The 22,687-nt window shown below is 66.1% G+C and carries 14 protein-coding genes; 8 read left to right on the forward strand and 6 right to left on the reverse strand.

Annotation, left to right across the window (positions count from 1 at the left end):
• Positions 1-139: 139 nt before the first annotated feature.
• From V2I30_RS12465 to V2I30_RS12485, 5 genes are all read right to left on the reverse strand, one after another.
• Entirely contained in the window at positions 140-1,321 is a 1,182-nt protein-coding gene (locus V2I30_RS12465; protein ID WP_330662499.1) for an acetyl-CoA C-acyltransferase, read from the reverse strand.
• 107 nt (positions 1,322-1,428) lie between these two features.
• Positions 1,429-1,878, reverse strand: a complete 450-nt coding sequence (locus tag V2I30_RS12470) for a MaoC family dehydratase (RefSeq protein WP_330662500.1) — start codon at positions 1,876-1,878, stop codon at positions 1,429-1,431.
• 111 nt (positions 1,879-1,989) lie between these two features.
• Complete coding sequence (locus V2I30_RS12475; protein WP_330662501.1) at positions 1,990-3,096, reverse strand: acyltransferase family protein; 1,107 nt, start codon at positions 3,094-3,096, stop codon at positions 1,990-1,992.
• Positions 3,093-4,469, reverse strand: coding sequence for a DUF5935 domain-containing protein (locus tag V2I30_RS12480; protein ID WP_330662502.1), 1,377 nt, complete (start codon positions 4,467-4,469; stop codon positions 3,093-3,095). The genes V2I30_RS12475 and V2I30_RS12480 overlap by 4 nt, the downstream gene beginning before the upstream one ends.
• Positions 4,466-4,675: a hypothetical protein gene (locus V2I30_RS12485; protein ID WP_330662503.1), complete on the reverse strand. Its 210-nt coding sequence runs from the start codon at positions 4,673-4,675 to the stop codon at positions 4,466-4,468. Before V2I30_RS12485 ends, V2I30_RS12480 begins: the two co-directional genes overlap by 4 nt.
• A gap of 70 nt (positions 4,676-4,745) precedes the next feature.
• On the opposite strand from V2I30_RS12485, the gene V2I30_RS12490 reads away from it, so the two are divergent.
• From V2I30_RS12490 to V2I30_RS12525, 8 genes are all read left to right on the forward strand, one after another.
• The gene (locus V2I30_RS12490; protein WP_330662504.1) at positions 4,746-6,014 is read left to right on the forward strand and encodes a TIGR04063 family PEP-CTERM/XrtA system glycosyltransferase; all 1,269 of its coding nucleotides are present in this window, start codon (positions 4,746-4,748) and stop codon (positions 6,012-6,014) included.
• A gap of 46 nt (positions 6,015-6,060) precedes the next feature.
• Positions 6,061-7,185: a hypothetical protein gene (locus tag V2I30_RS12495; protein ID WP_330662505.1), complete on the forward strand. Its 1,125-nt coding sequence runs from the start codon at positions 6,061-6,063 to the stop codon at positions 7,183-7,185.
• 241 nt (positions 7,186-7,426) lie between these two features.
• Entirely contained in the window at positions 7,427-12,067 is a 4,641-nt protein-coding gene (gene gltB, locus V2I30_RS12500) for a glutamate synthase large subunit (protein ID WP_330662506.1), read from the forward strand.
• 113 nt (positions 12,068-12,180) lie between these two features.
• The gene (locus V2I30_RS12505; RefSeq protein ID WP_330662507.1) at positions 12,181-13,617 is read left to right on the forward strand and encodes a glutamate synthase subunit beta; all 1,437 of its coding nucleotides are present in this window, start codon (positions 12,181-12,183) and stop codon (positions 13,615-13,617) included.
• A gap of 155 nt (positions 13,618-13,772) precedes the next feature.
• Positions 13,773-15,074: a carbohydrate porin gene (locus V2I30_RS12510; RefSeq protein WP_330662508.1), complete on the forward strand. Its 1,302-nt coding sequence runs from the start codon at positions 13,773-13,775 to the stop codon at positions 15,072-15,074.
• Between the two features lie 68 nt (positions 15,075-15,142).
• Complete coding sequence (locus V2I30_RS12515) at positions 15,143-18,535, forward strand: transglutaminase family protein (RefSeq protein ID WP_330662509.1); 3,393 nt, start codon at positions 15,143-15,145, stop codon at positions 18,533-18,535.
• Positions 18,532-21,090, forward strand: a complete 2,559-nt coding sequence (locus V2I30_RS12520; protein WP_330662510.1) for a circularly permuted type 2 ATP-grasp protein — start codon at positions 18,532-18,534, stop codon at positions 21,088-21,090. The genes V2I30_RS12515 and V2I30_RS12520 overlap by 4 nt, the downstream gene beginning before the upstream one ends.
• On the forward strand, positions 21,087-21,971 hold the full coding sequence (locus tag V2I30_RS12525) for a transglutaminase family protein (RefSeq protein ID WP_330662511.1): 885 nt from the start codon (positions 21,087-21,089) through the stop codon (positions 21,969-21,971). The genes V2I30_RS12520 and V2I30_RS12525 overlap by 4 nt, the downstream gene beginning before the upstream one ends.
• Before the next feature lie 4 nt (positions 21,972-21,975).
• On the opposite strand, the gene V2I30_RS12530 is transcribed toward V2I30_RS12525, so the two are convergent.
• Positions 21,976-22,665: a uracil-DNA glycosylase gene (locus V2I30_RS12530; RefSeq protein ID WP_330662512.1), complete on the reverse strand. Its 690-nt coding sequence runs from the start codon at positions 22,663-22,665 to the stop codon at positions 21,976-21,978.
• Positions 22,666-22,687: the final 22 nt, after the last annotated feature.

Genomic DNA, 22,687 nt, shown 5'->3' on the forward strand with positions numbered 1-22,687 from the left:
GACAAACGCGGCCAAAGCGGTCGCAAGAATTCGGATCATCGTAACCTCAACAAAAAACGGCCCCGTTCGCCAATGACTTAGCGAACGGGGCCGGGTGGCGATTGTGTTTGTCGACCTCGAAAGGCCGCCGGTCGATTGATCAGTAGACCTCAAACAGTCCCGCTGCGCCCATGCCGCCGCCGACGCACATCGTGACGACGACATATTTCGCGCCGCGGCGCTTGCCTTCGATAAGCGCGTGGCCGGTGCAGCGTGCACCGGTCATGCCGTAGGGGTGGCCGATCGAGATCGAGCCGCCATTGACATTAAGGATGTCGTTATCAATGCCGAGCTTGTCGCGGCAGTAGAGCACCTGCACAGCGAAGGCTTCGTTCAGCTCCCAAAGGCCGATATCGTCCATCTTCACGCCCGTCTGCTTAAGCAGCTTCGGGATCGCGAAGACCGGGCCGATGCCCATTTCGTCGGGCTCGGTTCCCGCGACCGCCATGCCGACATAACGGCCGAGCGGCTCTAGGCCCTTCTGCTCGGCGACCTTCGCTTCCATCAGCACGCTGGCAGAGGAACCATCCGAAAGCTGCGAGGCGTTACCGGCGGTGATGACCTTGTCCGGACCCATCACCGGGTTGAGGCTCTGAAGCCCCTCCAGCGTCGTCGAGGGGCGGTTGCCTTCGTCCTTGGTGATGGTGGTTTCTTGTTGGGAGACTTCGCCCGTCTCCTTGTCCTTGACCATCATCGTGGTGGTGACAGGCACGATCTCGTCGTCGAATTTGCCCGCTTCCTGTGCGGCGGCGGTGCGCTGCTGCGACTGGAGCGCGTATTCGTCTTGGCGCTCACGGCTGATATTATAGCGCGCGGCGACCGTCTCTGCGGTGCCGAGCATCGGCATGTAGACGTCCTTGTGCATCGCGATCAGCGAGGGATCGGGCGCGACGCGCATTTCCGGCGTCTGCACCATCGAGATCGAATCCTGACCGCCGCCCACGACGATGTCCATATTGTCGACCACGATCTGCTTGGCCGCTGTGGCGATGGCCATCAGGCCGCTCGAGCACTGGCGGTCGATCGTCTGCGCCGCGACCGTCACCGGAGCGCCGCCGCGAAGCGCGACCTGGCGACCGATATTGCCCGCCTGCGTTCCCTGCGTGAGCACGCAGCCCCACACTACGTCGTCGATCTCGCCGGCGTCGATCTTCGCGCGCTCGACTGCGGGCTTGAAGGAATAGGAGCCAAGCGTTGCGCCAGGCGTTGCATTGAACCCGCCCTTGTAGGCACGCCCGATCGGCGTGCGGGCGGTGGAGACGATGACGGCTTCGCGGGTCATGGGCGGGGGTCCTTTAATTTGCGCGAGTCCCAGCGAAGGCTGGGATCTCTTCGAACTTGGCGCGGGGTTGTCGGAGTTCCCAGCCTTCGCTGGGACTCAACGCTAGGTTAGACGAAATACTGCGTGATCCACTCGCAGATCAGCGCGGGCTTTTCCTCGCCTTCGATTTCCATCGTGATTTCGGCGGTCTGCTGCCATTGGCCGGGACGCTTCTCGATCATTTCGAGCAGCTTCCAGTGGCCGCGAATGCGCTTGCCGGCGCGCACCGGCGCGATGAAGCGGGTTTTGTTGCCGCCATAGTTCACGCCCATCTTAACGCCCTCGATCTTCGGCATATCGGAATTTGCGCCGAGATAGGGGATCATCGAGAGCGTCAGAAAACCGTGCGCGATCGTGCCGCCGAAAGGCGTCATTTTGGCCGCTTCCTCGTCGATATGGATGAACTGGTGATCGCCGGTCGCATCGGCGAACTGGTTGATGCGCTCCTGGCTCATCTCGACCCATTCGCTGCTGCCCAGATTTTCGCCGACCTTCGCGGCCAGATCCTGCGGTGTCATATGTCCGGTCTCCCTTGCCTCGTGACGGGCCTTGCCGGCCCGAATCTTCGAGGCGCGGTGTGGGCGTTAAAACGGTGCGAGGCAAGCCCCGGTCAATGAGGCTGCGATGCCCTAGCGTCGGGCGGAGCGCAGCCGGGCCGGGCGCCGCCCGTTGAGCCAGTTTTGCGCCGGTTTCTCGACGCGGGTAAAGAGGATTGCCGATGCCGCCAGCACGCTCAGCACATAGGCGGCGAGGCCCGCCCAGCCGACCTGCAGGTCCGCTTCGACAAAGGCGATCTTGAAGAGGATGAAAAGCCCGAAATGCGAAAGATAGGTGGCGTAGCTCCAGTCGCCCAGCGCCGATAGCGGGCGCGAGGCGAGGCACCGGGCCAAGGCGCCGGTGTCGAGCGCAAGAGCTAGCAACAAAGCAGCGATGATCGCGGGGGCGACAAGCGTTTCGGGGAGGGGCAGCAGGATCGCAAGGCCTGCGAAACCGGCAAGCGCCACAAATGCCGCGAGCCGCGCGGACGGGTTCCCGCGAACCCGCAGCCAGATCTGCGACAGCACCATGCCGAGCGTGAACTGCGCGAGGCATCGCACTAGCCCGGTGCGCGCGATCGCATCGTCGAGCAGGCGGTGCCCTTGGTGCGCGAACCATGCATGGAGTGCAAGCACGATCAGACCACCCACCGCCAGCAGCCCGGCGATCCCGATCCTCTCCCACCGCACCCCGAGGACCAGCAGCGGGAACAGCAGGTAGGCGCCCATCTCCGCGCTGATCGACCAGGACGGGTCGTTCCAGGCGAGTCCGTCTGTCAGCCCCCAATTGTGCACCAGCGCGATATGCAGCGGCAGCTCGGCGAAGGGGTAATGCTGCGCCTCGCGCCCGGTCAGGTGAAGCGCGATGCCGAAGACGACGAAGCCTGCGAGGATCAACGCATGAAGTGGCCAGATCCGCGCGAGGCGCTTCCACAGGAAGGTGCCGGTCTCGCTCCAGCCGCCTTCGCGAAACCGCTCGCAATAGCTCAGCCACATGACGAAGCCCGACAGCATGAAAAACAGATCGACCGCGAGATAGCCCTTTGCGAGCACGGCGATGATCTCGCCAGGCAGGATCGCGGTGAGGCTGGCGCGGGCGTGGTAGAGCACGACGAACCACGCGGCGAGCCCGCGCATGCCGGTCAGCTGGCCCAGCTGGATGCGCTTCGCGCCGATATCGGGCGGCGGCGCGCCGCTCACGCCGCGCTCGTCTGCGAGGCGGGACGCAGTTGGCCGGGGCGAATCAGCCACGGCGCCGGCTGACGCGCGCGGTCGAGCTGGCGGCAATAGCTCGCGAATCCGATCTGGATCGCCAGCAGCAGCAGCATCGGCGGGGTATAGGCAATGCCGGTGAACATCGCGCCGACAAGGTAGATGATCTGCGCCTGTCCCAGCGCCGAAGCGAGCGGCGCCTGCCATTGTTCGTCCGCGCCTTCGCGCCCTCGCCACCGCCGCCGGATGCGCGCCATCTGCCACAGCCCGCTCGCCTGAATCAGGGTCCACAGGATCAACCCGGGCCAACCCTGCTCGCCCAATACTTCGAAGATCGCCGAATGGTAGGCGCGCGCTTCGTCGGTGACGTCCTGGTAGGTGACCGAAGTCGTGCCCTCGACGCTCTCTTCGACGCGCATGCGATATTCGAAGCGATTGCCACGATAGGCGTCGAAGCCCCCGCCCCACGGGTTCTCCTCGACATAGTCGAGCGTCCAGGCCCAGACGGCGACGCGGGTCGAGGCGCTTTGATCCTGCTGGAACTCGGTGATCGTTCCCATCCTTTCTGTAAAACTGGCGGGCAGAAAGGGAATGGCGGCGAGAAGGCCGATTGCGCCGAGCCCCGCAAACAGCGCCTTGTGCTTCACCCGGGTGAACATCAGCGCCAGCAGCGCCGCGAAACAGACGAGGCCGGTGCGCGCCTCGGTTCCCACCGGGATCAGCGCGCAGGCGAGGATGAAGCCGTAGCCGAACCATTTGACCCGCCAGTCGGGCGGAAAGATCGTACCGTGGCGGATGAACCAAAGAATAGCCGGGATGATTGCGATCGACATGCAGGCGAGCACACTGGTCTCGTAGATACCGAAATTGTCGTTGACGATCAGCATCCGGTTTTCATAGCCGCCCCCGCCGAAAACGACCTTGATCCCCCCGCCGATCACGATCACCGCCATCGACAGCAGCATGGTGAGCAAAGCCGCCTCGATCCGCAGGCGCGTCGTCAGGGTGAGCGGCAGGAAGATCGCGAACAGCATCGCCTTCCACACCCAGTCCCACTTGGTCGCCGCGGGTTCGGGGAAATCGGCCCAGCCGGTGGTCCACCAGCAATAGGCGAGCAGCGCAAGGATCAGCCCCTGCCGCCACGTGAAACGCGCGCCGCGCTTCGGATCGAAGGCGAGCCAGCCGCCGAAGGCTGCGGCAAAGGCGATCAGCGAGACGGGCAGGTCGGTGATGATCGAATAGCCGATCCGCTGGGGCGCGAGGATGTCGATATAGATATAGAGCAGCACCCACAGAAACGGGCGCCTGAGGCCGAGCACCAGGACGAAGCCGATGTAGCCGATGAGCAGGAGGTCGATCACGCCTGTTCGCCCTCGTGATCGCCCTTGTCGCTCCGCCGCCGTCGCTCGGCCCTTGCCGCGGCGCTCTGCGCGTCCGCTTCCGCCTTGCGCGCATCGCTTGCCTGGCGCAGCGCCGGGTCGTCGTCGAGCTGTCGCCACATCGCCAGCCGCAGCAGCGCGAGCGCCAGCAGCCCGTGGCCGAGCGCAAGAGCGAAATAGTCGATCATGACCCCTGCGGCCTTATCGCAGGCGCAGTTGACGCGCCGTTAAGCACGGGCCGGTTATGGCCCAACCGCCATGACCCGCATCCTGCATGTCCTCGACCATTCGCTGCCGCTTCACAGCGGCTACTCCTTTCGCACCCGCGCGCTGATGAAGGCGCAGGAAGCGGCAGGGCTGGAGGTGCGCGCCATCACCTCGCAGCGGCATAACGAGGAAGCCGAATGGGAAGATGCGTGCGAGCGCCGTGACGGCCTTGCCTTTCACCGGACGCCGGGCAGAGCGGGCGGACCGATGCTGGTCGGCGAATTTCGCGAGATGGCGGCGCTGACCGGCGCGATCCTTGCGCTGTCGCGCGACTGGCGCCCCGACGTGATCCATGCGCATTCGCCCGCATTGTGCGGCGGCGCCGCGTTGCGCGCCGCGCAGCGGCTGGGCGTGCCCTTCATCTACGAAATCCGCGCTTTCTGGGAAGACGCCGCGGTCGGCAACGGCACTGGCGTCCAGGGATCGGCCAAGTACCGCCTGACGCGCAGTCTCGAAACGCAGGTCGCCGCGCGCGCCGATGCCGTATTCACAATCTGCAACGGCCTGCGCGACGAACTGATCGCCCGCGGCATTCCCGGCGGGCGGATCGGGGTCATGCCCAACGGCGTCGATCTTTGCATGTTCGGCGACCCGCCCCCGCGCGACGACGCCTTGGCGGGGGTGCTCGGCATCGAAGCGGACGCACCGGTGATCGGCTATGTCGGCAGCTTCTACGATTACGAGGGGTTGGACGATCTGATCGCCGCCATGCCCGCTTTGCGCAAGACCCATCCGGGCGCGCGCCTGCTGCTGGTGGGCGGCGGGCCGGTCGAAGCCGCCCTGCGCGAACAGGCGGCGCAGCTGTCCGCCCCCGAACAGGTGATCTTCGCCGGCCGCGTCCCGCATGGCGAGGTCGAGCGCTATTATTCGCTGATCGACATGCTCGCCTATCCGCGCAAGGCCTCGCGCCTGACCGATCTGGTCACTCCGCTCAAACCCCTGGAAGCCATGGGGCAGCAGCGGCTCGTCGCCGCCTCGCATGTCGGCGGCCACCGCGAGCTTATCCGCGATTGCGAGACTGGCTTCCTGTTCGCCCCCGACGATCCCGCCGCCTGCGCCGCGCGGCTCGCTGAAGTGCTGGACGCGCGCGAGGAATGGGACGCGGTGCGCAGCCGCGCGCTCGCCCATGTGCGCGCGCGCCACGACTGGCAGCACAATGCGCAGCGTTATCTGGACGTTTACCACCATCTGCTAGCCCGCAACGATGCAGGCACGGCGGCAGGCGACGAACCCGCCGCACGCCGCCCCGCGTGCGCCTGAACGGCGAGAAACCGGGCTAGCAAGAACAGGGGTGCGGGGAAGCGTCATGCGAGAAATGCTGCAGGCCGAACATGCGGATTTGTCGCGCAGCGTGCGTGCGGCGCAAACGCGCTCGGCGCTTGCCGCGATCGCTGCAAGCCACGCCTTCGTGCCGCTGCTGAGCGTCTGGGGTGCGGCGTTGCTGGCGCTTTGCTTCCTTGCACTGCCCGGCGATATCTCGGCGCGCGTGGCGGCGGCTACCGGCCTCGCCCTTCCCGCATCGACAATGCGCCTGCTGCTGGCCGGCGCTCTCGCGGTGTTCGGCGGTCTGCTCGGTCTTGCCGCGGCACGCGCGATCCGCGGGCGGGTGGCCACAGACAAAACCGACGCCGGCTCGGAGCCCCTGCCCTCGGACGTGATCGACCCGGCGCGCGAGCTTGGCAGCGACAGCCTCGATGCGCCGCTTTTGGGGAAAGAACCACGGGACACCGAAATTGCCGATGGGCAGACTAAGAGCACGCGCGCCCCGACGCTGGGCGAACTGGCGGAGCGTGACTACGAGGACGAGCCGGTACTTGCGGATGAGGGCGGCGAGCGCAAGGCAGCACAAGGCCCAAGCTTCACACGTCGCCATTTCCGCGATGCGCTGATCGAATCGTGCGAGGAAAGACGAGAGGACACCTCTCAGCCGGCGGTCGACGTCGCCCTCCCCCAAGCCGAGCTCGGCGTGCCGCGCGAACTCGATCTGGCCGCTTTCGGCGATCTTCCCGGCCGCAACGGCGTCTGGCTCGAGGAACCGGTCGCGCAAGATGAACCAAGCCTCGCCAACGCGCCCGCCATCCCGATTGCCGCAGTGCCTATCTCGCAAAGCGCTGCGGAGCCTGCACCCAGCGCGCTCGACCTTCTGCGCGCGCGGCCGACCGCCGATCTTAGCCTGGTCGAAATGGTCGAACGTTTCGCCGGCGCACTGCACGAATATCAGACGCGCGCGCACGCCGATCCGGCGACCGCGCAGGATGGCAGCGACGAAGCGCTCGCCCGGTCCCTGCGCGCGCTCGACCTGTTCACCGCCGGTCGCTTCGAGGCGCAAGGGGACGTAGGCGCCGAGCCTACCGCCGAGCCGGACAGTCCCGCCGAACGCGAACTGCGCGAGGCGCTGATCAAATTGCAAAGCCTTCGCGGCGTCGCCTGAGCCGTCGGAAACGGCACAGCGAGTGCATTCCGCGCAATGATAGCATAGGCAGGCTACGCCCCTGCGAAACATTCTCAAACCCTTCGCGGTTGCAAAAAGACCATTCCATCGGCAATAGAGTGCGTCGAAGGCGACGATGCACAGCGAAACCACCGCTGAACGCTCGTCTCCATCCTGCCGCTGCCCGGCGCCGTATCTCGGCCGGACCCGCATCGGCATCTGACAGAACGGAACGCGCGCCATGGGAATGCCCTCCTCCCAGGGTCTCTACGACCCTTCGAACGAACACGATGCCTGCGGCGTGGGCATGGTCGCGCATATCAAGGGCGAGCGCAGCCACCAGATCGTCCAGCAATCGCTCGAAATCCTGGAGAAGCTCGATCATCGCGGCGCGGTGGGTGCGGATCCGCTGCTGGGCGATGGCGCGGGGCTGCTCATGCAGATCCCGCATGCCCTGATCCTGCGCTGGGCGGACGAACATGGTCACGAGCTTCCCGCCCCCGGCCATTATGCGGTCGCGATGAGCTTCATGCCGCGCGGCGAGGAAGCGCGCGCCTTCGTCGCCGACCGCTTCGAGAAGCTGCTTGCCAAGGAAGGGCAGCACCTGATCGGCTGGCGCGACGTGCCGACGACGCTCGATGGTCTGGGCGATGCCGTAATCGCCTCGATGCCGGTTATCCAGCAGGCAATCATCGCGCGCGGAAAGGATTGCGCCGACCAGCAGGCGTTCGAGCGCAAGCTGCTGGCAATCCGCAAGCAGACGCTGAACCCGTTGAGCGCGCTCGCAGAAAAGCACGATCTGCCGGGCCTGACCGAAACCTATATGCCCAGCGTCTCGAGCCGTACGATCGTCTACAAGGGCCTGTTGCTCGCGACGCAGGTGAAGAGCTTTTACGACGATCTGCGCGATCCCGACTGCGTCAGCGCCTTCGGCCTCGTTCACCAGCGTTTCAGCACCAACACCTTTCCAAGCTGGCGCCTCGCCCACCCCTTCCGCTTCATCGCGCATAATGGCGAGATCAACACGGTGCGCGGCAATGTGAACTGGATGAATGCGCGGCGGCGGACGATGGAATCCGAACTGCTCGGCCCGGATCTCGACAAGATGTGGCCGATCATCCCGCATGGGCAATCGGACACCGCCTGCCTCGACAATGCGCTCGAACTGCTGCTCGCCGGCGGATACAGCCTCGCCCATGCGATGATGATGCTGATCCCCGAGGCCTGGGCCAAGAACGAGCAGATGAGCCCCGAGCGCCGCGCCTTCTACGAATATCACGCCGCGCTGATGGAACCCTGGGACGGCCCGGCCGCGGTGTGCTTCACCGACGGACGCCAGATCGGCGCGACGCTGGACCGCAACGGCCTTCGCCCGGCGCGCTATTGCGTGACGAAGGACGACATCATCTGCCTCGCCTCGGAATCGGGCGTCCTGCCCTTCGCCGAGGAGGACATCGTCACGAAATGGCGGCTTCAGCCCGGCAAAATGCTGCTGATCGACCTCGAACAGGGCCGGATCATCGAGGACGAGGAATTAAAGGCCGATCTCGCGGCGGCCAAGCCTTACGCGAAATGGCTCGAACAGGCGCAGTTCAAGCTCGAGGATATCGACCATATCGAGCCCGAACTGTCCGAAGTTCCGGTGTTAGAAACCTCGCTGCTGGAGCGGCAGCAGGCCTTCGGCTACACGCAGGAGGATCTTTCGCGCTTTCTCGAACCGATGGCGGTGCGTGGCGAGGACCCGATCGGCTCGATGGGGACCGACACGCCGATCGCCGTTCTGTCGAACCGCGCGCGGCTGCTCTACGACTATTTCAAGCAGAATTTCGCGCAGGTCACCAATCCGCCGATCGATCCGATCCGCGAGGAATTGGTGATGAGCCTCCTCTCGATGATCGGCCCGCGCCCCAACTTGCTCGGCCACGATGCCGGCACGCATAAACGGCTCGAGGTTCAGCAGCCTATCCTCACCAATGAGGACCTCGCCAAGATCCGCTCGGTCGAGGCGGTGCTCGACGGGGCGTTCCGCTGCGCGACGATCGACATCACCTGGGACGCCTCGTCCGGCGCCGAAGGAATCGAGCTCGCCTTGAAGGAGATGTGCTGGGCGGCGACCGAGGCGGTGCTGGGCGATGCCAATATCCTCGTCCTGTCGGATCGCGGCCAAGGCCCGGACCGCATCCCCATGCCCGCATTGCTGGCGACCGCGGCGGTGCATCACCAGCTGGTGCGTCAGGGCCTGAGGATGCAGACCGGGCTCGTCATCGAAACCGGCGAGGCGCGCGAGGTGCATCATTTCTGCGTCCTCGCGGGCTACGGTGCGGAGGCGATCAACCCCTATGTCGCCTTCGAGACGCTGGAGGATATCCGCGCGCGCAAACATGCCGACATTCCCGCCGAGGACGTGCAGCGCAATTACGTGAAGGGCGTGGGCAAGGGCGTCCGCAAGGTCATGTCCAAGATGGGCATCTCGACCTACCAGTCCTATTGCGGCGCGCAGATCTTCGACGCAGTCGGGCTCGCCTCGGACTTCGTCGACACCTATTTCACCGGCACCGCGACCACGATCGAGGGCGTCGGATTGGCCGAGGTCGCCGAGGAAAGCGTGCGCCGCCATGCGCAGGCCTATGGCGACAACCCGCTCTATGCCGGAATGCTCGATGTCGGCGGCATCTACCAATATCGCCTGCGCGGCGAGGAGCACGCCTGGACGCCGGAGAATGTCGCGCAATTGCAGCACGCGGTGCGCGGCAATCTGCCCGAGCAATACCGCGCCTTTGCGAAATCGGTAAACGAACAGTCCGAGCGGCTGCTGACCATTCGCGGGCTGATGGAATTCAAGCTGGCGGACGAGGCGATCCCGCTGGACGAGGTCGAACCGGCGACCGAGATCGTCAAGCGCTTCGCGACCGGGGCGATGAGCTTCGGCTCGATCAGCCACGAGGCGCATTCGACCCTCGCCATCGCGATGAACCGCATCGGCGGTCGCTCGAATACCGGTGAAGGCGGCGAGGAGCCGTTTCGCTTTGCACCGCTCGACAATGGCGATTCGATGCGCAGCCGGATCAAGCAGGTCGCGAGCGGGCGGTTCGGCGTGACCGCGGAATATCTCGCCAATGCCGACGATATCCAGATCAAGATGGCGCAGGGCGCAAAGCCGGGCGAAGGCGGTCAGCTGCCCGGCCACAAGGTCGACAAGCGTATCGGCGCGGTGCGGCATTCGACGCCGGGCGTGGGTCTCATCTCTCCGCCGCCGCATCACGACATCTATTCGATCGAGGATCTGGCGCAGCTGATCCACGATTTGAAAAACGTGAACACCGAAGCGCGCATCTCGGTCAAACTGGTGGCGGAGGTCGGGGTCGGCACGGTTGCCGCGGGCGTGTCCAAGGCGCGGGCGGACCATGTGACGATCTCGGGCTATGACGGGGGCACGGGCGCCTCGCCGCTGACAAGCCTCACCCATGCCGGCTCCCCGTGGGAGATCGGCCTTGCCGAAACCCAGCAGACGTTGCTCTTGAACGATCTCAGAAGCCGCATCTCGGTCCAGGTCGATGGCGGGCTTCGCACCGGGCGCGACGTTGCGATCGGCGCGCTATTGGGCGCGGACGAGTTCGGCTTCGCCACCGCCCCGCTGATCGCGGCGGGCTGCATCATGATGAGGAAGTGCCACCTCAACACCTGCCCCGTCGGCGTCGCCACGCAGGATCCGGTGCTGCGCGCCCGCTTCACCGGCACGCCCGAGCACGTCGTCAATTACATGTTCTTCGTCGCAGAGGAGCTGCGCGAGATCATGGCGCAGCTGGGCTTTGCGAAGCTGGAGGACATGATCGGCCGGGTCGATCGGCTCGACATGACCCGCATGCACCGCCACTGGAAGGCGCGCGGTATCGATCTCTCGCGCCTGCTCCATCGCCCCGCTACGCCCGAGGACGCGCCGCTGCGCAACACGCTGGAGCAGGATCACGGCCTCGGCGCCGCGCTCGACAATGCGCTGATCGCCGATGCGACGGATGCGATCGAGGCGAAGCAGCCGGTGGAACTCACTTACGAAGTGCGCAACGTGAACCGCACGCTCGGCACCATGCTGTCGGGCGAAATCGCCAAGGCGCATGGGCATGAGGGCCTGCCGCCCGACACGATCCGCGTCCAGCTGACCGGGGTGGCCGGACAGAGCATGGGCGCCTGGCTTGCGCATGGCGTGACGCTGGACCTGGTCGGCGACGCTAACGATTATGTGGGCAAGGGGCTGTCGGGCGGCCGCATCATCGTCCGCCCGCCCGAGACCGCGCCGCGCGCGTCGGACGAGAATATCATAGTCGGCAACACCGTTCTCTACGGCGCGATCGCGGGCGAGGCCTATTTCGCGGGCGTTGCGGGCGAGCGTTTCGCGGTGCGCAATTCGGGCGCGATCGCCGTCGTCGAAGGCGCGGGCGATCATGCCTGCGAATATATGACGGGCGGCGTGGTCGCGGTGCTCGGCAAGACCGGGCGCAATTTCGCCGCCGGGATGAGCGGCGGCATCGCCTATGTTTACGATCCGCAAGGGACCTTCGCCGGGTTGGTGAACCACGCACAGGTCGATCTCGAACCGATCAGGCCCGGGCGCGATGAGAATCCGGGCACGGGCCGCCCCCAGCAACGCGGCAGCAGCGTCCACGATTTCGGCATGGGCGACATGCTGCGCCACGACGCCGAGCGGCTGCGCATCCTCGTCGAACGCCACCAGCTCCATACCGGGAGCAGTCTCGCCGGGGAGTTGCTTGAGGACTGGGCTCAGGCGCTCGGCCGCTTCGTCAAGGTGATGCCGCGCGACTATCGGCGCGCGCTGGAGGCGTTGGAGGCCGAGCGCGAAGAAGCGGCCAGCGTGGCGGCGGAGTGATGAGTAGTCCCTCGTCATTCCCGCGAAAGCGGGAACCCAGAGCGGAGCCACCGGCGTTACAACTGGGTCCCCGCTTGCGCGGGGATGACCCTATTTATTGAGGTTTGAAAGACGTGGGCAAGGACACCGGATTTCTCGAACTCGACCGGCGCGAGCGCGATTATATCGCGCCCGAAGAGCGGCTGACCAATTACCGCGAATTCGTGGTTCAGCCCTCCGACGAACTGCTCGCCGCTCAGGCCTCGCGCTGCATGGATTGCGGCATTCCCTATTGTCACAATGGCTGCCCGGTGAACAATCTTATCCCGGACTGGAACCACCTCGTCTACGAGGAGGACTGGAAAAACGCGCTCGACCTGCTGCACTCGACTAACAACTTCCCCGAATTCACCGGCCGCATCTGCCCCGCCCCATGCGAGGCATCGTGCACGCTCAATATCATCGATCAGCCGGTGACCATCAAGAGCATCGAATGCGCGATCATCGACCGCGGGTGGAAGGAAGGCTGGGTCACGCCGCAAGTGCCCGAGAGGAAAACCGGCAAGTCGGTCGCCGTGGTCGGCTCGGGGCCCGCCGGCCTCGCTGCAGCGCAGCAACTTGCACGCGCGGGCCATTCGGTCACCGTCTTCGAGAAGAGCGACCGGGTGGGCGGGCTGCTTCGCTACGGCATTCCCGACTTCAAGATGGAAAAGCACCTCATCAACCGCCGCTGCGTGCAGATGGAGGCGGAAGGGGTGACCTTCAAAACCTCGAAGGAAGTCGGCGTCGACATCTCCTTCAAGAGCCTTGAGGAAAATTACGACGCTGTGGTCCTCGCTGGCGGTTCCGAGGATGCGCGCGCGCTCGCGATACCGGGCGCGGAGAAGCCGGGCGTGCGCCTGGCGATGGAATTCCTGACCCAGCAGAACAAGCGCAATGCGGGCGACGAGGAAGCGCGCGCCGCGCCGCGCGGCACCTTGAAGGCGACCGGCAAGCATGTCGTCGTGATCGGCGGCGGCGATACGGGCAGCGACTGCGTCGGTACCTCCAACCGCCAGGGCGCGGCATCCGTCACCCAGCTCGAAATCATGCCGCAGCCGCCCGAGAAAGAGGACAAGGCGCTCACCTGGCCCGACTGGCCGGTCAAGCTGCGCACCTCCTCGAGCCACGAGGAAGGGGTGGATCGCGACTGGGCGGTCCTCACCAAGTGCGTGGTCGGCGATGGCGAGACCGTCACCGGGCTCGAATGCGCGCGGGTCGAATGGGTGAACGGCGAAATGCGCGAGATCGTCGGCAGCGAATTCACCATCCCTGCCGATCTTATCCTGCTGGCGATGGGCTTCGTCGGGCCGCAAAAGGCCGGCATGATCGAACAGTCGGGCGTGGAGCTGAGCGAGCGCGGCAATGTCGCGGCGGACACGGAGAATTACCGCACCAGCATCGACAATGTCTTTGCCTGCGGCGACATGCGGCGCGGACAGAGCCTGGTCGTCTGGGCGATCCGCGAGGGCCGGCAATGCGCGCGCAGCGTCGACGAGGCGCTGATGGGCGAGAGCCAGCTGCCGCGCTGAGCGCCTTACCCTGTGGCGGGTCGGTATCGCTCGAACCCGTCCCCAGCGGCGAGCACCGCCTTATGACTTGACCTCTTCCTTCCCGCCTGTTTCATCTGGCGCAAAAGGACCGTGCGTGTCGGTGCAGCGCGCGCAAGGGAGAGGGTCGAATTATCGTGAGGGGTAGATGGGGCGGCGCGTCTGCGCTGCGGCTGAGTGCGGGAACGGCGGCGCTGGCTTTCGCCTGTCCGGGACTCGCGCAGGACGATCGGCGAAATGTGCTCGCCGCGGATGCTCTCGACCTCCCGGCGGACCGTGCGAGCGACCTCGCTGCGATAGCGCAGCCCGCCACCACGCTCGATGAGGTTCAGCCGACGCTGACTTCGGATGATACTCCTGCGAAAGATCCCTTCGATCTCGACATCGTCGTCTCGCAATTCACCGACATACCGGTCGCGGGCGATGCCGACAGCACGCTGCGCTATGGCGGGCGGGTCGACGGGTTTTTCAGCTACAACGCGACCTCGAATTTCAAGATCAACCTGCGCCCGGAATATGTCTGGGGCGAAAGCTCGAACGGCGCAGTCGGTTTGATCCCGACCAATTCCGCGCTGTTCCGCTCGGAGGGGAACGGCGACTTCGATCTCAGCGCCAGCCTGCAATATACGTGGGACAGCGGGGCGACGTTGGAGGTTGGCAAGATGAACCTCTTCGATACCTCGCTCACTATCCCGATCCTCGAAAGCAACGGCCATTTCGGGTTTCAGAATCTCGGCATCGTGCTGCCGCCCACCGGCATCGCGCCCAACACCATCACCGGTGCGATGCTGACCGTGCCGACCGAAAAGATGCTCTACCGCGCATGGGTGTTCGATCCCGACAGCCAGTTCGGACGCACGGGCTTCGAGACCGCCTTCGAAAGCGGGATCGCCGTCCTCGTCGCCGCCGCACGCCGCATCAACCTTGGCGGGCAGCCCGGCGTCGTCAATCTTGCTTTCGCAGGCTCTTCGCGGACCGACCTCACCAGCATCATCCCTTCCGTCCTAACCCCGCCGCCGGACGGCGATTTTGGGGATGAAAGTGGCGAGTTCGCGGTCCAGCTCTCGGCCTATCAATATCTCGCGACCTATCCCGAGGCGCCGGGCAAGGGCTGGGGCATTCTGGCGCGGTTCCAGGCATCGGCGGGCGATCCCACCTTTCTCGACTATTCGGGATATCTGGGCGTTGCCGGCAATCCCCGCTTTCGCCCGCAGGACCGCTTCGGACTCGCCTATTTCCACTATTCGCTGACCAACGAGCTGGTCGACGACATCGCCTTTCGTCTCGATATCGAGGACGAGGACGGGATCGAGGCGTTCTACACCTGGCAGTTCGACGAAGGATTGGGGCTCACCGCGAACCTCCAGGTCGTCGACAGCGCTATCCGCGTCCGGGACCGCGGCGTGGTGCTCGGCGGAAGGCTGACAGCGGCATTCTGACCGATCGGCAGCGCTCCCTGGCCAAGATTATCGTTGCAATAGGCCAATACGCGCCCTCTAAAGCCCCCATGATCAGGGCAGCGCTCAACCATCTCACTCATTATCGTTATTCCAAGCCGATCGAGCTCGGCCCGCAGGTCATCCGCCTGCGCCCCGCGCCCCATACGCGCACCGATGTGCCCAACTATTCGCTCAAGATCGCGCCCGAGAACCACTTCATCAATTGGCAGCAGGACCCGCACGGCAACTGGCTTGCACGGGTGGTTTTTCCCGAAAAGGTGCACGAATTCAGGATCGAGGTCGATCTCATCGCCGACATGGCGGTGATCAATCCGTTCGACTTCTTCGTTGCAGAATATGCCGAGAACTACCCCTTCGACTACGACGACAAGGTGAAGGCCGACCTAGTCGCCTATCTCGATGTCGAGGCGCAGGGGCCGCTGTTCGAGGAGCTGGTCGCCGCGCATCAGGGCCGCGAGGGGCGCACGATCGACACGCTGGTGGAGATCAACCGCGATATCGAGCGGCGCGTCGATTACGTCATTCGCATGGAGCAGGGGACGCAAAGCCCCGAGGCAACGCTGGAGGCGGGACGCGGATCGTGCCGCGACAGCGCGTGGTTGCTCGTGCAATTGCTGCGCCGGCTGGGCTTCGCGGCGCGTTTCGTGTCGGGCTATTCGATCCAGTTGGTCGCCGATGTCGAACCGGTCGAAGGGCCGAAGGGCGTGGGCGAGGACGTCGTCGATCTGCACGCGTGGGCCGAAGCCTTCTTGCCCGGCGCGGGCTGGGTCGCGATGGATGCGACCTCGGGCATGTTCGCGGGCGAAGGGCACATCCCGCTCGCCGCGACGCCGCACTATCGCTCCGCCTCTCCGATCGAGGGGATGGCCGAACCCGCCGAGGTTGATTTCGACTTCCGCATGAATGTCGAACGCGTGAAGGAAGCGGTGCGCATCACCAAGCCCTTCACCGACGATCGCTGGCACGCGCTGCTCGATCTGGGACGCAAGGTCGACGAGGATCTCGAAGCGCAGGACGTGCGCCTGACGATGGGCGGCGAGCCGACCTTCGTGAAGGAGAACCCCGGCGACGAACCCGAATGGAATGGCGAAGCGGTCGGCCCGACCAAGGCCGGCTATGCGGACAAGCTCATCCGGCGATTGAAAGACGCCTTCGCGCCCGGCGCGCTGCTCCATCACGGTCAGGGCAAGTGGTATCCGGGCGAAAGCCTGCCGCGCTGGGGTTATTCGCTCTATTGGCGCAAGGACGGGACGCCTCTCTGGAACAATCCAGACCTCATCGCCCGTAACCCCGAAGAGGACGAAGAGGCGACGGTCCAGCCCGATGACGCCGAGCGTTTCCTCACCACCGCCGCCAGCAATCTCGGCGTCGACAACGATTTCGTCCACCCGGTCTACGAAGACCCGGAAAAGTGGATCGAGGCCGAGGGCGAGTTGCCGGTCAACGTTTCCCCGCTCGACCCCAAGATCGACGATCCCGAAGAGCGTCAGCGCATGGTCGAGACGTTCCGCCGCGGCCTGTCCAAACCCATCGGCTACGTCCTCCCGATCCAGCGCGCGCAGTCCAAACGGGAAAGGGAGCCGGGGCGCTGGAAGAGCGAGCAATGGCGGCTGCGACGCGGCGCGCTCTTCGCGGTGCCGGGCGATGCGGCGCTGGGCTATCGTCTGCCGCTTGGATCGCTCCCGCATGTGCCCGAAAGCGGCTATCCCTACATTCATCCGCGCGTCGAGACCGACCCGCAGGCACCGCTTGCCGACCATCGCTCGATGCGCACCGAGCGGGCCGAACAGGACCGCATCGAGAAAACGCCCTCACGCGGACAGACACCGGAGCAGGCGCATCGCCGTGTCGAGCAGCCGGAGAACAACCGGCAGGACATCGTCGAGCAGGAGATCATCGAAGGCGCGGTGCGCACCGCGCTGACGGTCGAGCCCAAAGGCACCTATCTCTCGGTCTTCCTGCCGCCGGTCGAGGAGATCGACGACTTCCTGGAGCTCGTCGCGGAGATCGAGGCCATCGCCGAAGAGATGCAGATGCCGGTGCGGATCGAGGGCTATACCCCGCCGCCCGATCCGCGCATCAATGTGCTCAAAGTCACGCCCGATCCCGGCGTGGTCGAGGTCAACATCCACCCCACCGCCAGTTTCGACGAGCTGGTCGATGTCACCACCCGCCTCTATGACGAAGCGCGGCAGGTCGGGCTTACCGCCGACAAGTTCATGGTAGACGGGCGAAGCGTAGGCACGGGCGGGGGCAACCACCTCGTCATGGGCGGGGCAAGCTTTCCGGAAAGCGCCTTCATTCGCCGCCCGGACCTCCTCAAGAGCTTCGTCCTCTATTGGCAGCGCCATCCCTCGCTCAGCTACCTTTTCTCCGGCCTGTTCATCGGTCCCACCAGCCAGGCGCCGCGGATCGACGAGGCGCGGCATGACAGCCTTTACGAGCTGGAGATCGCGCTCGCGCAGGTGCCGCCGCCGGGCGAGCCGCCGAAGTTTCCTTGGATCGTCGATTTGCTGTTTCGCAACATGCTGGTCGACGTTACCGGCAACACCCACCGCACCGAGATCTGCATCGACAAGCTCTATTCGCCCGATGGGCCGACCGGGCGCTTGGGCTTGGTCGAGTTCCGCGGATTTGAAATGCCACCCGATGCGAAGATGAGCGTTGCCGCACAGGCCCTTCTGCGCGCGCTGCTCGCATGGTTCTGGCGCGAGTCGCAGGAAGGGGGCCTCGTGCGCTGGGGCACGGCGCTCCACGACAAGTTCCTGCTCCCGCACCATTGCTGGACCGATTTTCTCGATGTGCTCGCGGACCTTGGCCGAGCAGGTTACGATTTCGATCCCGAGTGGTTCGAAGCGCAGCGCCAATTTCGCTTCCCGGTCCACGGAACGGTGCATGCCGGCGGGGTCGAGCTTGAAATCAGCCACGCGCTCGAACCGTGGAACGTGCTTGGCGAAACCGGCGCGGTGGGCGGCACGGTGCGTTATGTCGACAGCTCGACCGAGCGCTTGCAGGTGAAGGCCAGCGGGCTGACTCCCGGACGCCACGTCATCGGTTGCAACGGGCGGCGCGTGCCGATGCATCCTATCGGCGAGCAAGGGACCGCGGTGGGCGGCGTGCGCTACAAGGCGTGGGCGCCCTCGGCCTGCCTCCACCCACTGCTCGATGCCGATGCGCCGCTTACCTTCGATGTGTTCGATACGTGGAACAACCGCTCGCTTGGCGGCTGCGTCTACCATGTCGCGCATCCGGGCGGCCGCAATTACGACGATCATCCGATCAACAATTTCGAAGCCGAAGCGCGGCGCAAGGCGCGGTTCGAGGATCACGGCCATTCGCCCGGAAAGGTCGATATTCCGCGCGAGGAGAACCGCGGCGAATTTCCGATGACGCTCGACCTGCGGCGGCCCAGCCCCGCTGGCACGCCCGCCCAGCAATGACCGGGAGCGCGGGCAGCGATCCTGCCGGCGTTTACGAGCCGGACCTACTCGGACCCGATCCGAGGGAGCAGCCGCTCGCCCATTACACCGCACCCGATCATCGCGGCGACCTGTTCCTCGGCGCGCCCGATGAAACTGCGCGGCAATGGCGCGCGCTCGCCGCGGGGCTGGCGCGGCAACATGGCGGAGATTTCGCGGGGCTTCAGGCGCAGCTCGATCGCCACGTCGCGGATCTCGGGCTCGGTTTTCGCATTGCGGGGGACAAGGAGGAGCGTCCCTGGCCGCTCGGCCCGATGCCGATCTTGGTGGGTGCGCGCGAATGGGACGCGGTCGCCGCCGGCCTCGTCCAGCGCGCAAACCTGCTGGAGGCGGTCATCGCCGATCTCTACGGCCCGCAAAAATTGGTGGCCGAGGGGGCGATCCCGCCGGCGATCGTTTCCGGCAGTCACAATTTCGCGCGCCGGATGGTCGGCATCACGCCGCCGGGCGGATATTTCCTCCACGTCTGCGCGGTCGATCTCGCGCGCGGGCCGAATGGCGAATGGCGGGTGCTAGCCGACCGCGTCAGCGCGGCGATCGGCATCGGCTATTGCCACGAAAACCGGCTTGCCCTGGCGCGGACCACCGGCGGCCTCCTCGCCGAAATCGGCGCGCGGGCGCATAGCGGCTTCTTCGACATGCTGCGACGCGGCATGGCCGGCCATTGCGTGAACAGCAATCCGGGCGGGGGCGATCCCAGCATGGCGCTGTTGACGCCGGGCCGCTTCAACCAGTTCTACGCCGAACAGGCCCATCTTGCGCGCCAGCTAGGTTTCGCGCTAGTCGAGGGCCGCGATCTGACCGTTTCGGACGGGGCGCTCTATGCCCGCACAATCGAAGGGCTGAAACGGATCGACGGCGTCTGGCGCTGGATCACCACCCGCGATCTCGATCCGATGCATTTCGATTCGCGCTCGCGCATCGGCGTGCCCGATATCGTCGGCGCCGCCACGCAGGGGCTGGCGATGAGCAATTGGCCGGGCGTGGGCGTTGTCGAAAGCCGCGCCATGGCCGCCTTCCTGCCACGCCTTGCCCACCGCGTTCTGGACACCGACCTAGCCCTGCCCAACACCGCGACCTGGTGGTGCGGGGGCGAGGCCGAGCGCGTGCATGTGCTCGCCGATCTCGACCGGCTGATGGTCGGCTCCGCCTTCGGGCAGCGCGCGGCCGGGCTCACCGGCACTGCGATGATGAGCGGTGAGAGCCTGAGCGAGGATGAGCGCGACACGCTGGCCGCAGCGATGGAACGGCGGCCGATGGACTATGTCGGGCAGGAGATCGTTCACCTGTCGACCACGCCGACGGTCAGCCAGGGACGGCTCGAGGCGCGCGGCTTTACCCTGCGCGCCTTTCTCGCGCGCGATGGCGCGGGGGAATGGGTGGTGCTCGACGGCGGCTTCGGGCGGACCACGCATACGCCCGGCATGCCAACGACATCGATCGGTCTAGGCGAAAGCGCGAGCGACGTCTGCATCGTCGATACCGAGCGGCGGCCTGCGCCGAGCGTTCCGCTCAAAACCGCGAGCCAGACCGTGCGGCGCGATCCCGGCCTGCTGCCCTCGCAGGCGGCGGACAATCTCTACTGGCTGGGCCGCTATGGCGAGCGCGCGCAGCAGACCGCGCGGATCGTTCGCGTGCTGCTCGATTGGTCGGCGCGGCTGGGCGAGGCGGAGGCGCGCACGGCGCCTCCTGCCGATGGCGAGGTGCCCTCCACCACCGACCGCGTCGCGCGGCTGCTCGTCCGGCTTGGCGCCGCGGCGAACGACGACACCCACGCCGCGTGCCGCGCAATTGCGCGCAGCGCCCTTGCCGAAAAGGAGCTGCCGGGCAGCGCCGCCGCGCTGGTGAAACGCGAGCAGCGCATCGCCCTGTTGCTGCGCGACCGGCTGCAACGCGACGCCTGGCGCACTCTGCACCGCGCCGTGCCGGGGCTGGCCGGCGAACCGGAGGGCAAGGGACTTGCCGCGATCTGCGACCGGCTCGCCGAACGCGGCGCGGCGGTCGCGGGACTGATGGACCACCGTATGGCCCGTGCGCCGGCCTGGCGCTTCTACGATTTGGGCCTCAGGATCGAGCGCGCCTCGATCGTTCTGCAGGCGGCGCAATGCCTGATCCCGGGCCGGGCGAGCGCCAACGATCTCGCCGCCCTACTCGACATCGTCGACGCGCAAGGGGTCTACCGCGCGCGCTATCTCGCCATGCCCTATATCGCGCGGGTCTACGACCTGGTGCTGCTGGATCCGGCGATCCCGGGCGGTCTCATGCACCAGCTGGAGCGAATCGAACGCCATCTTAGCGCCCTGCCCACCGTACGCAGCGACGGCATGCCCGATCCCCCGCTCGCCGCTTTGCGCCAGCTGAAAGCGCAGACCCAGAGCAGCGCGGCGCATGAGCTCGGCACACTGACGATCGGCGAATGGCGCGAGGGGCTCGGCGATCTTGGGCGCGAGGTCGGCGCGCGCTTCTTTCTCGAACCGGCCGCGCCCGAGCAGCCGACCACGCGGCTGCTGGCATGAAGTTCCGCGTCCGCCATCGCAGCACGCTCGCCTATGGCACGCCGGTGGCAAAGGCGCAGTTCAACCTGCTCCTGACCCCGCGGCCCTTCGCGCATCAGACGCTGCTGGAACACACGCTCGCCCTCGATCCCGAACCGCAGACGCGGCGCGCGCTCGAGGGACCCTATCTCGTCAACACGACCCGGATCCAGTTCACCGGCGAACTGGAAAAGCTCGCCATCGCCAGCGAATTCACGATCCGCAACGTAGCCCCGCCGCCCCCGGCATCGGGCCCGCCCATTGCCGTGGTCCGCAGCGAAGCGCTGGCGCAGCGCGACCTTTCGGAAAGTTCGCCGGCGCCGTTCCTGTTCGGCTCTCGGATCGCTGCGCTCGAAAAGGAGATCGGCGCCTGGGGCGCGCGCTCGCTGACCGAGGAAAGTTGCATTGTCGCCGCGACCGGCGCGCTCGGCGGCGCACTCTACCGCGAATTCGCCTACGACACGCGCGCGACCACCACGCGCACCCCGCCCGCCGAGGCCTTTGCGGCGCGCGCCGGCGTGTGTCAGGATTTCGCGCATATCATGATTATCGCCCTGCGTTCGGCGGGCATTCCGTCGGCCTATGTCAGCGGCTATCTGTTGACCCGCCCGCCGCCGGGCCGCGCCAAACTGGTGGGCGCGGATGCGATGCACGCCTGGGTCGCGGTATGGTGCGGCGCGGCGCTAGGCTGGGTGCATTACGATCCGACCAACGATCGGTTCGCAGGCGCAGACCATATCGCCATCGGCATGGGCCGCGACTATGCCGACGTCGCGCCGATCACCGGCACTTTTATCGGGGCCTCGCCGCAAACCTTGTCCTCGGGCGTGGATGTCGAGCTCGTCGAGGACGGCGCGGACTGACCGCTCAATCCAGACGCCAGTTGATGGTCCCGCGCCCGTGGCTTTCGAGAAAGGCGTTCGCCCGGCTGAACGGACGCGAGCCGAAGAACCCGCGATGGGCGGAGAGCGGCGAGGGGTGGGGGCTGGTAAGCACGAGGTGATGCGCGCCTGCGCCCAGTCCCCGGACCCGCCCCGCCTTCTTCTGCGCATGGCTGCCCCACAAAACGAACACCGTCGGCGCGCCGCTCGCCGCCACCGCCTCGACCGCGGCGTCGGTCACCGCGTCCCAGCCCCGCCCCGCATGGCTGCCCGCCTTGCCCGCCTCGACCGTTAGCGTGTTGTTGAGCAGCAGCACGCCCTGCTCCGCCCACTTCGCAAGATTGCCGGTCCGGGGCCGGGGAATCGCGAGATCGTCTTCAAGCTCCTTGAAGATATTGCCGAGCGAAGGCGGCGGCTTCACCCCTTCCGGCACCGAAAAGGCGAGGCCATGCGCCTGCCCCGGCCCGTGATAGGGATCCTGTCCGAGAATGACGACGCGCACATCTTCTGGATCGCAGGCCTCGAGCGCGGCGAGCCGGCACCCGCGCGGCGGATAGATCGCCTTGCCCGCCGCCTCTTCGGCGCGCAGCCAGCCGCCCAGCCGGCGCGCTTCCGCGCTCGCCAGCACGGGTTCCAGCGCCTCGCGCCAGCCTTGCGGGATCGTTTCGCTCGCCATCGTCTCAACCTACAGGCCGAAC

Source organism: Erythrobacter sp., assembly GCF_036351135.1.
In the GTDB taxonomy this organism is placed as follows: Bacteria; Pseudomonadota; Alphaproteobacteria; order Sphingomonadales; family Sphingomonadaceae; genus Erythrobacter.

Coding starts and splice junctions, on each gene's coding strand:
- V2I30_RS12465 (WP_330662499.1), bottom strand. CDS start 1,321: ATGACCCGCGAAGCCGTCATCGTCTCCACCGCCCGCACGCCGATCGGG.
- V2I30_RS12470 (WP_330662500.1), bottom strand. CDS start 1,878: ATGACACCGCAGGATCTGGCCGCGAAGGTCGGCGAAAATCTGGGCAGC.
- V2I30_RS12485 (WP_330662503.1), bottom strand. CDS start 4,675: ATGATCGACTATTTCGCTCTTGCGCTCGGCCACGGGCTGCTGGCGCTC.
- V2I30_RS12490 (WP_330662504.1), top strand. CDS start 4,746: ATGACCCGCATCCTGCATGTCCTCGACCATTCGCTGCCGCTTCACAGC.
- V2I30_RS12495 (WP_330662505.1), top strand. CDS start 6,061: ATGCGAGAAATGCTGCAGGCCGAACATGCGGATTTGTCGCGCAGCGTG.
- gltB (WP_330662506.1), top strand. CDS start 7,427: ATGGGAATGCCCTCCTCCCAGGGTCTCTACGACCCTTCGAACGAACAC.
- V2I30_RS12515 (WP_330662509.1), top strand. CDS start 15,143: ATGATCAGGGCAGCGCTCAACCATCTCACTCATTATCGTTATTCCAAG.
- V2I30_RS12520 (WP_330662510.1), top strand. CDS start 18,532: ATGACCGGGAGCGCGGGCAGCGATCCTGCCGGCGTTTACGAGCCGGAC.
- V2I30_RS12525 (WP_330662511.1), top strand. CDS start 21,087: ATGAAGTTCCGCGTCCGCCATCGCAGCACGCTCGCCTATGGCACGCCG.
- V2I30_RS12530 (WP_330662512.1), bottom strand. CDS start 22,665: ATGGCGAGCGAAACGATCCCGCAAGGCTGGCGCGAGGCGCTGGAACCC.